We start from the raw sequence: 15516 nt of genomic DNA, 5'->3' as shown, positions 1-15516 counted from the left end.
AGTGTGAATATGAAGAACGCACTAAAACTCTTTATCACGGATTTGAAGAGGGTAGCGAAAACGCCGGGTGTTTGGGTGATCTTAGCAGGTCTAGCTATTCTACCTTCGTTCTATGCATGGTTCAATTTATGGGCGATGTGGGATCCGTATGGTAATACAGGCCATATTAAAGTAGCAGTAGTAAATGAAGACAGTGGTGACAAAGTTCGAGGTAAAAAAATTAACGTCGGCGATACAATGGTCAAATCGTTAAAGAACAATGACAGTTTCGATTGGCAATTTGTTAGCAGAGAAAAAGCAGACCATGAAATTAAGATGGGTAAGTACTATGCCGGTATATACATACCAAGTAAGTTTACACATCAAGTTACTGGCACCTTAAGAAAGCATCCGCAAAAAGCAGACGTTAATTTCAAAGTGAACCAAAAAATTAATGCCGTAGCAGCGAAACTGACAGATACAGGTTCATCGCTCGTTGTAGAGAAAGCCAATGAGCAATTTAATAAAACAGTTACGAAAGCATTGTTAACTGAAGCAAATAAAGTCGGTCTAACATTAGAAGACAATGTGCCGACAATCAATAAGATTAAAAATGCGGTATATCAAGCGAATGATGCATTACCTAAGATAAACGACTTCGCTGACAAAGTTATTTATCTTAACAATCATCAAGACGAGTTAGATCAATATGCGAATAAATTTAGAGATTTAGGTAAATATAAGGCTAATATTACTGATGCTCAAGATAAACTCAATGCAGTCAATTCCGCTGTTCCCGCTTTAAATGAGAAGGCGAAACTCATCCTAGCACTTAATGATTATATGCCGAATATCGAACGACTACTCAATGTAGCTTCGAATGATGTGCCAGCACAATTTCCTAAGATTAATAAAGGTGTAGACATTGCTAGTGAAGGCATTGATGCAGCAAGTAGTCAATTAAACGACGCACAAGGATATTTAACTCAAGCGAAGCAGCGTGTGAAAGACTATCAAGAAGCTGCCGGTAGAGCACAAGAAGTGAATGGTGCTGTGAATAAAGATTTAAACAATCAGACAACGACACAGCAACAAAGTGCTACCCAAAGCCATAAAGATTTAGGGCATAGTTACTCTAATATAAAGACCAGTCAAATGAGTACGATGGGTGATTCATCTAACAATGATTCAGATTTAACACAAAACGACATTAAATCAATGAACACCGCCTTAGCAGAATCGTTATTATCATTATCAAATCAGACAGACAAACAAGCTCAAGCCACTCAACAAGATATTAAAGCGTTGAAGAACATGGCATATGGTATTATCGCATCAGATAAACCTACACAATTTAAAGAACCACTTGAGAATATTAAATCTCGATTGGAAAATGCTACTAAATATAATCAACAAATGATCGATATTCTTTCAGAACTAGAGAAAAGTGAAGATGTAGATTTATCATCAGAAATTAAACATATTAAAAAGGCGAATAACCAAATTAATGATAGTTTACGAACAACTAATCAATTAATTGATGCTTTATCAAATGGTAGTTCAGGCCAGTCTGAAGCAGTAAAAGTACTTCGTGGACTGCCAAAATTGAGTGATAATCTTGATAACTTCCGTTCATATATTAAAAATGAACTAAACAAAAATTTATTAGCTGTTTCAAACGAAATTACAGATCAATTAAATAAAGGTCAGAATACTTTATCTACAATTCAATCGAAATTGAACTCAATCAACCAAGTGATTAATGCAGGTCAAGATATCTTAAGTGATGGTAAAGAACGTATTGATACAATACAAAGCACTTTACCTGGTATTGAACAAACTTACATCAATGCCATGAAAACTGCTCAAGCTTACTTCCCAACTGTGAAGAAAGATGTTGCACAAGCCGCTAGTTTCGTGCGCAATGACTTACCACAATTGGAACAAGAATTAGCCAATGTCACTCAATCAGTAAACCAAAATTTACCGGCATTATTTAATCGATATGACAACGCTGTTAATTTATTAAATGAGAATCAACCACGCGCGAAAGAAGGTTTAGCTTCACTAGCTGACTTCGCACAGAATAAATTGCCAGACGTTGAGAAGGATCTTAAAAAAGCAGATAAAGTCTTCAAGAAACTAGACAAAGATGATGCTATCGATAAACTTATAGACACATTAAAGAATGATTTGAAAAAGCAAGCAGACACAATTGCAAATCCAATTAATAAAAAGACTACGGATGTCTTCCCAGTGAAAGATTATGGTTCAGGAATGACACCATTCTATACAGCGTTATCAATATGGGTAGGTGGCTTATTAATGGTAAGTTTACTTTCAGTAGATAACAAACATGAACATTTGCGACCTATATTAACAGCACGACAAATCTATATGGGTAAAGCTGGTTTCTTCTTCCTCTTAGGTATCATTCAAGCACTTATCGTGTCGATAGGTGACCTAGTGATACTTAAAGCGGCGGTGGAATCACCAGTCTTATTCGTAACCATCGCTGTATTTAGTTCACTCGTATTTAACTCAATCATCTATACATGCGTGTCCATGTTAGGTAATCCAGGTAAAGCTGTAGCGATTATCTTGCTCGTATTACAAATCGCAGGGGGTGGAGGAACATTCCCAATTCAAACGACACCACAGTTCTTCCAAACCATTTCACCATATCTGCCTTTCACTTATGCCATTGACGCCTTACGTGAAACTGTAGGTGGTATTGTACCTGAAATATTAATTACTAAAGTTGTCGTACTCACATTGTTCGGCCTCGGATTTATTATATTCGGTATATGTATGAAACCTGTGATGGATCCAATTATGCGTAAAATTGCTAAACGTGCAGCAGAAAGTAAAGTAACTGAATAATATACTAAAATCCCTCGAATTGTAAGATTCAATTCGAGGGATTATTTTAGTTATAAGCAATGCTTATTTAAGGATGGCTTATAATTAGATCCATGTGTCCATTAAACTGAATTGCTTTATCTTCTGTTGTTAAAATAAAATGCGTACCTTTTTGAACAGTGAATGTTTCGTCATCAACTGTTAATTGACCATCACCTTCAATGACTGATACTAAGCAATACGGATGAGGTTTCGTTAAAGTTAGATGTTCAGAAACATCCCATTTCTCTACTGTGAAGAACGTATTCGACACAAATTGCGTATAAGTGTTACCATCAATCTCTTTAGTATGTGGAGAAGTATTCGGCTGTCGATTAGAAATATCGATAACCTCTTTACTTTGTTCTAAATGTAATTCACGTGTGTTGCCATTTTTATCTTTTCTATCGTAATCATAAATACGATATGTGGTATCAGAAGATTGCTGTGTCTCTAAGATGAGGATGCCTGAACCTATCGCATGTACTGTACCAGCAGGAACATAATAGAAGTCGCCAGGTTGAACTGGAACATGAGTAAATAAATGGTCGAAGTCTTTATTATCAATGAGTTGTTCTAATTCTTCTTTTGTTTGTGCTTCTACACCATAGATGATTTCTGAGCCAGGTTCTGCATCAAGAATATACCAACACTCTGTCTTACCATATTCACCTTCATGTTTAAGTGCATAGTCATCATTAGGATGAACCTGTACTGAAAGTTGATCATGAGCGTCTAGAATTTTAGTTAGAAGCGGGAAGTGTGTTCTAGAATCGTTATCGAATAACGCACGATCTTCTTCCCATACCTCATCTAACGTCTTACCTTGATGTTTGCCATTTTCAATGACATTAGGTCCGTTCTGATGTGCTGAAATAGCCCAACATTCGCCAGTTTGATCACTTGGAATATCGTAACCAAACTGAGTTAAAGCATTGCCACCCCAAATGCGCTCTTGAAATACAGGCTTAAGAAACAATACCATATCTTACACTCCTTTATATCTCTTTTAAAATGTTGTAGATTTCATTTTTATCTTGAGCATGCACGAGGTTGTCTCTTGTATCATCATGCATTAAAGCTTTTGATAAGCGTTGCAATAATCTTAAATGCGTATCATTACTGTCATTTGGCACAGCGATAAGGAAGACCAATTGCGGTAATGAACCATCAAGGCTTTCCCACTGAATGCCTTTTCTATTTTGCATAACAGCTACGGCAGGTTGATTGACTGCACTTGATTTCGCATGAGGAATCGCCACATTCATACCAATGGCAGTAGTTGACTCTGCTTCTCGCTTAAGAATAGCTTCTTTAACTTCTTCAACATTAGAGATATAGTGATGTTCATTTAATTTAGAAATAAGCGTATCAATCGCATTGTCACGCGTAAGTTCAGTATTTGATATTTCAATAATATTCTCGGCAAATACTTCATGTTCTTTACTTTCATTTGTAGGCTCACTTTGTGGAGCAGTCGTTGCTACATTACTTTGTGTTGTTGTATCGTTTGCTGATGTAGAATCATTTTCAAGGGTAGGGTCAGTCTCGTGTGAATTCACTTCATTCACAGGTGTATGTCTCTTGAAAATTAAAACCGTCATCATTGTGACTAAACTACCGATAATGACAGCGATAAAGAACCAAAGGACCTTATCAATACCGCCAAGTACTGCTACAACTGGACCACCGTGGGCAACTCTATCTCCAACACCTCCCAGCGCGGCGATGACAGATGCTACCATAGCACCAATCATATTAGCTGGAATCGTTCTAAGTGGGTCTTGGGCAGCGAAAGGTATCGCACCTTCAGTGATACCGAAGAGACCCATTGTAAATGAGGCTTTACCCATTTCTTGTTCAGCTTTATTAAACTTACGTTTTTGAATAAATGTGGCTAAGCCTAAACCGATTGGAGGCGTACATACTGCTACAGCAACCATTCCCATCACTGCATAGTTACCTTCAGCAATTAATGCAGAACCGAAGAGAAAGGCAACTTTGTTAATCGGACCACCCATATCGAAGGCAATCATAGCGCCGATAATCAACGCTAGAATAATAATGTTTGCGCCTTGCATACCTTTTAACCATGTCGTCAATGCAGCAAAGATACTTGAAATCGGAGCACCGATGACAAAGATAAATATCAGTCCTACGATAAGTGAAGAAATAATAGGTATGATAATAATTGGCATAATCGGTGCCATCGCTTTAGGAACTTTAATTTGCTTAATCCATTTAGCGATATAACCAGCTAAGAAACCGGCAACAATACCACCTAAGAAACCAGCACCTGCAGTACTGCCATAGAGACTTCCGTCAGCAGCGATAGCTCCACCAATCATACCTGGAACAAGTCCGGGTTTATCAGCAATACTTACGGCAATATAACCGGCTAGAATTGGAACCATAAATTTAAAAGATAAGCTTCCAATATTTTCAATTGATTTCCAGAATGAATGCTCTGGAATGACGAGGCCTTTAGAAGTCGCTTCGCCACCTATAGTTAAAGCAATGGCCATCAGCAATCCACCTACAACGATGAATGGCACCATGAAAGAGACACCATTCATTAAGTGTTGATAGACCATTTGCATGCCACTTTTATGTTCATTATCTTCTTCAGAATTGTGGCTGTGAGTTTCTGAATCATTTCCATGATAGATACGGGCGTCTTGATCAATGATACGTTGAATTAATTGTTTTGGATGATGGATACCTTCACGCACGTTCTCATTAATGAGGCGTTTACCATTAAAACGTGAAAGATCAACTTGTCTATCAGCAGCGATAATGATGCCGTCTGCTTCTTTAATTTCTTTGGCAGTTAAAATGTTTTCAGCACCTACACCGCCTTGTGTTTCTACTTTGATATTTACGCCCATTTCTTTAGCAGCTTGTTCTAACTTTTCTTGAGCCATATATGTATGAGCGATACCGTTCGGACATGATGTTATAGCAAGTATTTTCATCGCTTTCACTCTCCTTTATTTAAAGTGTAAGCGTATTCAATGCTATATAAAAAAGAATAATTGCCGTTATTAGTGGCAATTATTCTCGAATTTGAGCGATTAACTTATTTTTAAAGTCATGGTTCTCCATCATACACCACTGATCAACCGTATGTTCATCAAGTTGGGCTAGTGACTGAATCATATTTTTCATCATTTGCGCATCCTTCTTCGCAATCGCTAGGAAGAATACTAACTTCACATCATGTTGTTTCCAAGGAATGGGGTGCTTGAATTTATAGACAATCACATGAGATTTCAGCACCTTCTCAGGATTACCGTGAGGAATCGCCATACCATTGCCTATGAAAGTTGAAGACTGACGTTCGCGTTCCATCGCAGATTCAATGTAACCGTCTAAAGTCGTTTGATGTTCTTCTAGAATCTCTTGAGTTCTCTTAAAGATTGAGAGTGCAATGGAAGGTTCATCTTGTTCGATGTCGGACTCAACCACAAATTCTATTGGTGACAGGGCATCTCTTTGTAACGTTGGGTTTTTAAACGTTTTAATTACATGTTCAACTTGGCGTTCATCATCTTTCGAAAATAATGGCGACACCTGAATCACTTTCGGAAGGTGTGATGAACGTTTGTGACTTAAGTCGATATCATGCGTTGTGATGAGTAAATCCACTTGCGCAAAGTCATATGTCTCAACATCTTCAAGTTTCAATGTATCAACAATTGATATTGAAGGACTTAATTTCTTAATTCTTTCAGCTAATAAAGTTGAAACCCCTAAGCCGTAATAGCACACAATGACGACGTTAATGGTCGAGTGCATTTGTCGTTCAATTGATGATTGAAAATGAATCGTCAAAAAGGCAATTTCATCTTCGCTAAGTTGTATGTCAGTGTCTTTAGATAACTGATGAATTACATCGTAAAGCGTGTTAAAGATAAAAGGATAGAGTTGTTTGATTTCAGATGTCAGCGGATTGTTGAGGTAAACATTGCGCATTAATCGTAAGTAGGTACGACTAAAGTGCGTATAAATATTTTCTTTTAGAATTGAATCTTTAGAAAAAGGAATATCTACATTCGTTTCCATCAATTGTATTAACCGTTGAATATAACTTTGAATAAAGAGTTGTTGGAAGCTTAAATCAAATTGATTGAAATGATAACTAATGAAGAATGAAAACAATTGACTCGTTTCATCAGTTAGCTGGTAACCTAGTTGTTGATTAATATCTTTAATACACTGTCGTGCTATGGCTAGAGAAGTTGGATTCGACTCCCAATCTAACTCCTCAGAGTTAGAGCGCTTAATAATTAAGATTAAATGCACAAGTAATTGTCGCACTTGATTATCTGACGTTTGAAGCTCGGAAGCTTGAATATGTTTCTTAATAATATGATGAATACGCTGAATATGTCCCTGTGGTAATTCTTGCAGAATCAAATCTTCCACTTTAATTTCATTCGAAGAGAGTTGATTCAGATGAAGAACCGCATTACTTAAATCCGAACCACTAGCATCGATAATGATGCCTTGTTTCCTTTTCAAAGTGATGGTGACATCAAATTTTTCACACCAAGTTTGGATACGTGTGACACAATCGAGTACATCTGCCTTTGATAGATGAAAATGTGATGCAAGCTCACTCAAAGTATATGTATGATGATCCATCAATAATTTATAAGCAATCGTAATTAATAACTTTCTCTCTTTAAGAATACTGTCATTTAATTGTCCCTCAATAAAACTAATAGAATATGCATCTAAATTTAATTGATAGCCTCTAGATTTAACACTCACTATAAGATTATCAATGAATGTAGAATTAATAACTTTAATATCATTCCTAACTGTGCGATTAGACACATTTAAATAAGCCGAAACTTCATTCCCGCTAATGTACGTTTGAGCGTTATTGATTAAGAGTTGAATGAGTTTAATCTGTCTGTTTATCATAGTCCATCTCACTTCTCCCACAAAGTTTGATTAGGAAAACGCTTACTCCACAATCAAAGTTTACTTGTTAGCGAGGAGATAGGCAAGTAGGTATGATAATCAACTTTGAAGAATTAAGTACGAAATTATCGATCATTGTAATCAAACAATTAATAGACTTCAAGTCTCCGATATTCAAGACAACGAACTTCCAAATTTAAATCATTACATTAGAACAATTGACTCAACAACTACTCCCATCAAACATTAATTTTAATTGACTTGCTCAAATAACAGTTTCTTCATTATATTGTTAAGCAAAATGTTATATGGGTATGAGTAAATTAGTTAGATGAGGAGGTATTATAGTTGAACATTTCTTCTAAATATTTTGATTATTTAGTTGTTTTTACCGCAGGCATAGGAATGTTTTTATCTACCTTAGATAGTGGGATTATTAACGTTGCATTACCTACTTTATCGAAATCATTTAATGTTGATACATCATTGATAACATGGAGTGTCACTTTATATACTTTATTATTGACGGGAACGATTATCATATTTGGAAGATTGAGTGACAAATTTAGTCGAATAAATATCTATAGTATCGGGCTTATTGTGTTTTTAATAGCTTCAATTTTATGTGGTTTTTCAAGTAATATTATCCAATTGATCACATTTCGAGGTTTGCAAGGCATCGGAGCAGCAATGTTGCAAGGCACTGCCACTGCTATTATTACAACTAGTATTCCTGAAGATAGACAAGGATCGGCCCTAGGAACGCTAAGTATACTTTTAGGAATAGGACCAGTTTTAGGACCTAGTGTAGGAGGGAGTTTACTCTCTTTAGGAAGTTGGAGATGGATATTTTGGATGAATATTCCCTTTATCGTAGTAGGGTTAGTTGGCTGTTTAATATTGAAGAGAAATATTAAAGAAAATAGAAGTACATCTATTCACCTAGATTTGCGAGGAAATATATTGTTATTTCTATCTATATTTTGTTTATTAATCAGTCTAACTGCATGGTCTCATAATTCTATTAAAAGTTTACTCGTTTATGGGAATTTAATAACTTTTATCATACTATTTAGTTTGTTTGTAGTATGGGAATTAAAAAATAGTCTTCTCTACAACTCTATGATAGACAATACGTTTTTGAGGATTTTTCGCATTAGGTGAGTATAATATAGGACGTCCTTTATACACACTTTTTGCATTTCTTCACTCACCAGTGTTATAATTTAGGTAACGAAAATAAGTATTCACTTATACACCAATCCCCCACTATTGCGAGTAGTGAGGGGATTTTTGTTGGTGTGGCTATATGTCACCTATTTTTATTGCGTTTACTTAGCCAATGAGTAAAAAACGCAATGGCACAGCCACTGATGACTGGTGCTATGATGTGAACGAAAATAAGCATCACTCTATACACCTCCTCTCTACGTCAAATTGACGCCTGAGGGATAGGCGACCTATATATTATATCATCCCCGAATATACGATGAGAGTTAACTTCCGATAAGTCATTTATGTTAACTAAAAAGACTCTAGTACAATTTGATATGTATTAGAGTCTTTTTGTTAGTTAGTCATTTAATTCTACTGATTTTATTTTTGGTTTTTCTGGTAGTAATGCATACTTAATTTTAACAGTTAGAGTAGCTAGTTTGTCATTAATATTCACTTGATAATAACCTATATGACCGCTACCTTGATTATCTGATTGTCCATTAATAGAAACTTTATCTTGGCTTTTTAGAAATTGATAAGTTTTATTATCTTTAGCAATTTCTTTTAAGTTTTTAGTATCTTTATTTTTAATAGAGGTATTTAATTGTTTTTCACTGGAATACATAACCCATTTATCAAAAAATAAGAAATTTAGAATCATATAACAAATGGCTACTACTATAATTACAAGAGCGATATAAATTAACTTTTTCAACGTTAAACACCTTTTTAAAATTATTTATAATTTATGATAACTCATAAGTATATGTAATTGCCAAATAAGATATAAAATTTAAATAAGTATTCACAATCTCTACAAATCATTCTTATATCTTAGTGATAATATAATAATTGAATATATTATCTATAGAAGTGATTTGGATGAGTAATTCTAAAAAAGTAGCTGTTGTTACTGGAGCGGCTCAAGGTATTGGTTTGAAAATTGCTGAACGTTTATTTAAAGATGGATTTAATTTAGCCATAGTTGATTACAATGAAGAAGGTGCTAAAAATGCTGCGTCATCTTTAACTACAAATGAACAAGAGGCAATTGCCTTTAAAGCTGATGTCTCAAATCGTGATGAAGTCTTTTCAGTATTAAGAAAAGTGGTCGAGCACTTTGGAGAGTTTAATGTATTAGTTAACAATGCAGGTTTAGGTCCAATGACGCCAATTGATACAGTGACACCTGAACAATTTGATCAAGTTATTGGAGTCAATCTAGGTGGCGTATTCTGGGGAATACAAGCTGCATTAGAACAATTTAATAAGTTAGGTCATGGCGGTAAAATTATTAATGCTACTTCTCAAGCTGGTGTAGAGGGTAATGCGGGATTATCTTTATATAGTAGTACTAAATTTGCTGTTAGAGGTTTAACACAAGTTGCTGCTCGTGATTTAGCTGATAAAGGTATTACAGTTAATGCGTATGCACCTGGTATTGTTGAAACACCAATGATGGAAGGTATTGCAATAAAATTAGCTAAAGAGAACAATCAACCCGAAGAGTGGGGTTGGAAACAGTTCACTGATCAAATCACTTTAAAACGTCTTTCAAAACCGGAAGATGTGGTTAACGTTGTCAGCTTCTTAGCAAGTAGTGATTCAGACTATATTACAGGACAAACTATCATTGTTGATGGTGGTATGAGATTCCATTAATAAAAAATAAAAACGTTTATGCATACATCTGTTTGCATAAACGTTTTTTTATTACTCGTGTTTATTTTGTGTGCTGTTGTTATTGTTTTGTTGGTTACTTGGTTTATTTTGTGTGCTGTTGTTATTGTTTTGTTGGTTACTTGGTTTGTTTTCAGAGTTTTGTGAGCTAGATTGCTGGTTGTTAGGTTTCTCTGATGTTGATGGTTGTGTAGAGTTCTGACTATTTTGTTGTGAATGGTTATTGTAGTTATTATTGCTCGTGTTATTTTGCGTGCTTGGTTTGTAGTTGTTCTTAGATGGTTTATCTTTAGTTTCGTTTGTTTTGGTTTGTTGTTTATCGTTTTGATACTGATTATTGCTAGGTTGCTTAGTTGTGTTGTTGGAATGATTGATATTAGAGTTTCCGTTATATGTGCCAGATGCTGGTTCTGATTGCGCATTTTCTTGGCTTTGGTTAGCGTTATTATTTCCATTATATTGATCGCTGTCTTGATTAGATTTATTTTTCTTCTTATGTTTCTCTTCAGTTTTTTGATTGTCTTTATTTGAGTCTGTATTAGAAGATTTGCTTTCATGCGTCATTGCTGCATAAATTGAGAAGCTTAATGCAGCGACAAGAAGGATCACTACGATGCTTGCTAATATCTTTTTCAAATGGTTGTCCTCCGTCCTTATTAAATTTTTCTGTATTCTATTATAATCGTTTTCGGGTCATAAGTAGAACTATTTTGAAATAATAAGTTACATATATCATACCAATTATTTTTGAAAATATAAAAAATCACAAGAATGTAATAAAAAACATTAAAGAAAAATTTGCACTTTATGTAATCGCATTGTAATATTGTAATTGAATCGTAATATCCCATCTTTGTTGTACATAAATAGCGATTCCAATAAAAACAGAGGAGAGATCCATTTATGAACAGAACTACAAAAGTAATCTTATCGTCAATGTTAGCAGCCGGAACAGTATTTGGAGTTGGCCTTTCAACAGATACGCCACCAGTGAATCAAGCCCATGCAGCAACAGCACCTTACTACTCATTTACAGGATATGCTGGTAATCATGCCTCATTTGTTTTAAACCAACTATTTATTAATTCGTTAAAGTATGACACTTTTAGAATGAATGGAATTAAAATTCCTTACACAACTGGTAAAAATCATGTGAACAAATATAAAGGCACGGTTAAGAAATATGACCAAAGCTTTAGTGGAGTTAATACTAAGAAAACGAGAGCAGGTAGCGTAGAGTTTAAAGTTACAAGTCATCTATCTGTGAAACAACTTAAAGAAGCTTATGGTAAAGGTTTGAGAGCTTTACCTAACAAGCACAAAGGCACTAAAACGTATGCTTATAGCCCAGGAAATAAACACTATGGTATATCATTTACTACTAAGAATAATAAAGTAACTAAAATTACAATCGGAACACTAGGTGTGACTGGAGAAAAATTCTAGCTAATCATTTATTAATACGTAATGAACAAGCAACATTAAATTTAGAAAAGAGATAGCTTATCATGAGAAAACTAACTAAAGTATTTGTAGCATCAACTATCGCAATGGGAACATTAGTAGGAGTGGGTGTTTCTACGGCTTCACCAGTTAATGGCATTGCTCAAGCTACAAACTCACATTACTATACGTATCAAGGTTACGTTAAAGGAAATGGATCATTCTTAATTAAAGAGCAATTTATTAAAGCCGTTAAGAGTAATAATGTGACATTTAATGGAATTAAATTGACACATTCGACTGGTACTAAAATGGTCGATAAGTATGATCAACATTTCGAAGGTGTCGCAAATGATGGGATTAAGGCTAAACAAGTCCAATTTACTGTGACTAAAGATTTAACCTTAAATCAGCTGAAAAAAGCTTATGGCAAAGATTTAATTAAGAAAAGTCATAATAAAAACAAGGATGGCGGTATTTTTTGTTATACACCTTCAGGTAAAGGTTTAGGTGTATTGTTTGTAGTAGATAATAGTCGTGTCGTAGCAGTGACGATTGGCTACTCACTTTCTACACCAAGTAAATAAGATTTATAGGTGGAGGCTGTAACATAGATAATTGTCTCAACCTTAATTAACATATTGGCAGTAGATATCTGAATTGAAAGTGCACTTATGCTAAGCTTCTTTCAATCTTAGTCATCCTTGCCGGAGTGGTACAAAGAAATTAATTTTGACAAATTATATTTCTGTGCCACTCTTTTTTATTTAGTGGAGAAATATTTATTCAAATCTATAAAATTAGAGTAGGGAAAACTGATATGATGAATAGAGAGACACTGATAAAGGTCAATGATGATGATATCCTCCCCCTTATTAAAGTGCACCAGCGCTTAAGAATTTTAATTTTCCTTATACGTAATTTAAGTTGTATCAATGAAATATTAAAATTTGATAAAGTTCACTTTCTGTCGGAAAATTAATTTTCAAAGTGAGTGGGTATAGAAGTCATGGAAAGGTGGTAATCATTCATGAGTGTATTAACAAATGAAGAGAGAGTCAAAATTCTATCGGATATCGTCGCAATCAAAACAGTGAACGACAATGAATTGGAAGTAGCGAAATACTTACAAAAGTGGTTCGACAAGTATGGAATTGAATCAGAATTAGATGAAGTTTCAGAAGGACGTGCCAATTTAATTGCCACTGTTGGTTCAGGTCAACCTGTCATCGGTATTTCAGGTCACATGGACGTGGTCGCTGAAGGAAATCATGATGACTGGACTTACGATCCATTTGAATTGACTGAAGATAATGGTTACTTGTATGGACGCGGTGCTGCTGATATGAAATCAGGTTTAGCAGCATTAGCCATTGCGTTAATCGAAATTAAAGAAAGTAACCAGTTAAATAAAGGTACAATTAAATTTATGGCGACTGTTGGTGAAGAAATGGAACAAGCAGGTTCTTCACAATTATATGAAAAAGGCTATGCAGACGATTTAGACGCGTTACTTATCGCTGAACCGTCTTATCCAAGTTTAGTCTATGCGCATAAAGGTTCTATGGATTTCCGAATCACTTCTAAAGGTAGATCTTCACATAGTTCAATGCCATTCTTAGGTGAAAATGCGATTAAACCACTACTCGAATTTATTCAAAATATTGATAAAGAATATGAAGAACTTACGCAAACTGTTAAAGGTGAGTCTTTAGACTACAGTAATATGGTGAATAAGTTAGCAGGTCAATTACCTGAAAATGTCACTAAAGAACAGGCTAAAGATTTAATTGAAGGTTTAGTCATGACAAATAGTATCTTTAACGGTGGTTCACAAGTCAATTCTGTACCGGATAGTGCGACTGCTGAATTTAACGTGCGTACTATACCAGAATATAATAATGACAAAGTTAAAGAATTATTTAATAAATATTTAAAACAAGCTAACGAAAATGGTTCAAGTTTATCTCAAGAAATCTATCTTGATTTAGCGCCTGTTGTAACAACTGGTAAAAATAGATTGGTAGAACTTGGCCATGAGAAAGCACAAGCACATTTCCCTAATGAGGAAGGTTTAATTATTACGCCGACTGTTGCGGTTACAGATGCGTCTAACTTACTTCGTGGTAAGGATGAGCACTTCCCATTCTTAATGTTCGGCCCTGGTATTAGACCTCATCAAGTTGACGAATGTGTTGAAAAACAAAATTATCTTGATTTTGTTGATTATTATATCGATTTCTTAACGTCATTTACTGATGAATTTTAAGTATTAATTGATAAGGTGAAAGCCCATCTCGCTAGAAAAAGTGAGGTGGGCTTTTTTGTGCATTTTTGATTGAATGGATATTTTTAGTGAATTCATAGGCTTTTATTTGTAAGGGTCTAATTTTTATATATAAAGATGAAATATGATAATTATATATAAATTAGGGAATATATATTAATGTATAGGACATCTGGGGGGATGAAAATGGACTTAAATAAATTAATTACTCTAATCGAAAATAAAAAGCACAATGAGTTATATAGGATGTTTTCTAAAAGTTTTAAGCGCTCTATTAGTAAACGCATGTTAAAGGAAACATTAGATCTATATATGAAATATGCGAAGAAACATACTTTGTATGTTGATATAGGTAATGAAAAGAGTGGCGAAAAAATCTGGCTAGATGAATACCAAAATTATGGTATTTTCGTGTTATTGGAAAATGATGTTATTTATAGTTTAATACTGAAACCCCTCTATTATTTTAAAGATAAATGGACGAAACAGACTTATGATCTTCCTATTAAAGATGAATGGCTAATATATTGGGGTGGAGATAACGAATTATTTAATTACCACTATAACTATGAAACGCAACGCTATGCATATGATTTAGTGAAACTAGTCAATGGTAAAACGATGTATGATGGTGGTCAATTTTGTTCAAATTATTATAGTTTTGGGGCGAATGTGGTTGCACCGATTTATGGAGAGGTTGTCAAAGTTGTGAACCATATTAATGATAATACGCCTGGAAACACAAATGAGAGTGAGCCATATGGAAATTATGTAATGATGAAGCATGGCGATCATGAGTATAGTGTTCTTGCCCATTTAAAGAAGCATTCGATTACTGTACATGAAGGGGATTTAATTTATGCGCAAGAAGTGATTGGCCAGTGTGGCAATTCAGGAAACTCTACCGAACCTCATTTACACTTTCAAGTTATGAATGCCCCTGATTTGGAAAATGGTCAATCATTGAAGATTCAATTTAAAGATTATAATAATCCTATTAAAGGTGAAATATTAAAAAATGATTGATGGAAATTACTCGATTGAATGTCGAGTAATTTTTTTATGTTTCAAAACCC

Annotated in this window: 12 protein-coding genes and 2 pseudogenes; 7 read left to right on the top strand and 7 right to left on the bottom strand. The window is 34.6% G+C overall.

The window, feature by feature from the left end; all coding sequences use genetic code 11:
• Positions 1–9: 9 nt before the first annotated feature.
• Positions 10–2862: a YhgE/Pip domain-containing protein gene (locus tag AC3WQX_RS08825; RefSeq protein WP_049427766.1), complete on the top strand. Its 2853-nt coding sequence runs from the start codon at positions 10–12 to the stop codon at positions 2860–2862.
• A 67-nt stretch (positions 2863–2929) separates the two neighbouring features.
• Here AC3WQX_RS08825 and manA read toward each other — a convergent pair whose 3' ends face one another.
• The 3 genes from manA to AC3WQX_RS08810 form a co-directional block, all read right to left on the bottom strand.
• On the bottom strand, positions 2930–3865 hold the full coding sequence (gene manA, locus AC3WQX_RS08820; RefSeq protein WP_030062681.1) for a mannose-6-phosphate isomerase, class I: 936 nt from the start codon (positions 3863–3865) through the stop codon (positions 2930–2932).
• A gap of 13 nt (positions 3866–3878) precedes the next feature.
• Positions 3879–5855 (bottom strand): fructose-specific PTS transporter subunit EIIC, encoded by a 1977-nt coding sequence (locus tag AC3WQX_RS08815; RefSeq protein WP_492740067.1) that lies wholly within the window; start codon positions 5853–5855, stop codon positions 3879–3881.
• A gap of 79 nt (positions 5856–5934) precedes the next feature.
• Entirely contained in the window at positions 5935–7812 is a 1878-nt protein-coding gene (locus tag AC3WQX_RS08810; protein WP_030062679.1) for a BglG family transcription antiterminator, read from the bottom strand.
• A gap of 348 nt (positions 7813–8160) precedes the next feature.
• On the opposite strand from AC3WQX_RS08810, the pseudogene AC3WQX_RS08805 reads away from it, so the two are divergent.
• Positions 8161–8880 (top strand): annotated as a pseudogene (locus AC3WQX_RS08805) (MFS transporter); the annotation flags it as partial.
• Between the two features lie 42 nt (positions 8881–8922).
• On the opposite strand, the pseudogene AC3WQX_RS08800 reads toward AC3WQX_RS08805, so the two are convergent.
• The 3 genes and pseudogenes from AC3WQX_RS08800 to AC3WQX_RS08790 form a co-directional block, all read right to left on the bottom strand.
• Positions 8923–9009 (bottom strand): annotated as a pseudogene (locus AC3WQX_RS08800) (recombinase family protein); the annotation flags it as partial.
• A 115-nt stretch (positions 9010–9124) separates the two neighbouring features.
• Complete coding sequence (locus tag AC3WQX_RS08795) at positions 9125–9223, bottom strand: type I toxin-antitoxin system Fst family toxin (RefSeq protein ID WP_121909925.1); 99 nt, start codon at positions 9221–9223, stop codon at positions 9125–9127.
• Positions 9224–9385: 162 nt separating this feature from the next.
• Positions 9386–9745: a hypothetical protein gene (locus AC3WQX_RS08790; RefSeq protein WP_030062677.1), complete on the bottom strand. Its 360-nt coding sequence runs from the start codon at positions 9743–9745 to the stop codon at positions 9386–9388.
• Between the two features lie 167 nt (positions 9746–9912).
• On the opposite strand from AC3WQX_RS08790, the gene AC3WQX_RS08785 reads away from it, so the two are divergent.
• A complete protein-coding gene (locus tag AC3WQX_RS08785; protein WP_213667905.1) occupies positions 9913–10692 on the top strand; it encodes a (S)-acetoin forming diacetyl reductase in 780 nt (259 codons plus the stop codon).
• Positions 10693–10743: 51 nt separating this feature from the next.
• Here AC3WQX_RS08785 and AC3WQX_RS08780 read toward each other — a convergent pair whose 3' ends face one another.
• On the bottom strand, positions 10744–11346 hold the full coding sequence (locus AC3WQX_RS08780) for a hypothetical protein (RefSeq protein ID WP_492740066.1): 603 nt from the start codon (positions 11344–11346) through the stop codon (positions 10744–10746).
• Between the two features lie 267 nt (positions 11347–11613).
• On the opposite strand from AC3WQX_RS08780, the gene isaB (AC3WQX_RS08775) reads away from it, so the two are divergent.
• From isaB (AC3WQX_RS08775) to AC3WQX_RS08760, 4 genes are all read left to right on the top strand, one after another.
• Entirely contained in the window at positions 11614–12156 is a 543-nt protein-coding gene (gene isaB, locus AC3WQX_RS08775) for an immunodominant staphylococcal antigen IsaB family protein (protein WP_023351002.1), read from the top strand.
• A gap of 62 nt (positions 12157–12218) precedes the next feature.
• A complete protein-coding gene (gene isaB, locus AC3WQX_RS08770; protein ID WP_002436274.1) occupies positions 12219–12740 on the top strand; it encodes an immunodominant staphylococcal antigen IsaB family protein in 522 nt (173 codons plus the stop codon).
• Between the two features lie 443 nt (positions 12741–13183).
• Positions 13184–14422: an ArgE/DapE family deacylase gene (locus tag AC3WQX_RS08765; protein ID WP_030062674.1), complete on the top strand. Its 1239-nt coding sequence runs from the start codon at positions 13184–13186 to the stop codon at positions 14420–14422.
• 204 nt (positions 14423–14626) lie between these two features.
• Positions 14627–15466, top strand: a complete 840-nt coding sequence (locus tag AC3WQX_RS08760; RefSeq protein ID WP_037550672.1) for a M23 family metallopeptidase — start codon at positions 14627–14629, stop codon at positions 15464–15466.
• The last annotated feature ends 50 nt before the right edge of the window (positions 15467–15516 follow it).

This window comes from Staphylococcus sp. FW104-15G4D (assembly GCF_058790135.1).
This window is presented reverse-complemented; position numbering and strand designations above follow the sequence as displayed.

What these genes read in the sequence shown, in the direction of transcription:
- AC3WQX_RS08825 (WP_049427766.1), top strand. Translation starts at nt 10, where the DNA reads ATGAAGAACGCACTAAAACTCTTTATCACGGATTTGAAGAGGGTAGCG.
- manA (WP_030062681.1), bottom strand. Translation starts at nt 3,865, where the DNA reads ATGGTATTGTTTCTTAAGCCTGTATTTCAAGAGCGCATTTGGGGTGGC.
- AC3WQX_RS08815 (WP_492740067.1), bottom strand. Translation starts at nt 5,855, where the DNA reads ATGAAAATACTTGCTATAACATCATGTCCGAACGGTATCGCTCATACA.
- AC3WQX_RS08810 (WP_030062679.1), bottom strand. Translation starts at nt 7,812, where the DNA reads ATGATAAACAGACAGATTAAACTCATTCAACTCTTAATCAATAACGCT.
- AC3WQX_RS08785 (WP_213667905.1), top strand. Translation starts at nt 9,913, where the DNA reads ATGAGTAATTCTAAAAAAGTAGCTGTTGTTACTGGAGCGGCTCAAGGT.
- isaB (WP_023351002.1), top strand. Translation starts at nt 11,614, where the DNA reads ATGAACAGAACTACAAAAGTAATCTTATCGTCAATGTTAGCAGCCGGA.
- isaB (WP_002436274.1), top strand. Translation starts at nt 12,219, where the DNA reads ATGAGAAAACTAACTAAAGTATTTGTAGCATCAACTATCGCAATGGGA.
- AC3WQX_RS08765 (WP_030062674.1), top strand. Translation starts at nt 13,184, where the DNA reads ATGAGTGTATTAACAAATGAAGAGAGAGTCAAAATTCTATCGGATATC.
- AC3WQX_RS08760 (WP_037550672.1), top strand. Translation starts at nt 14,627, where the DNA reads ATGGACTTAAATAAATTAATTACTCTAATCGAAAATAAAAAGCACAAT.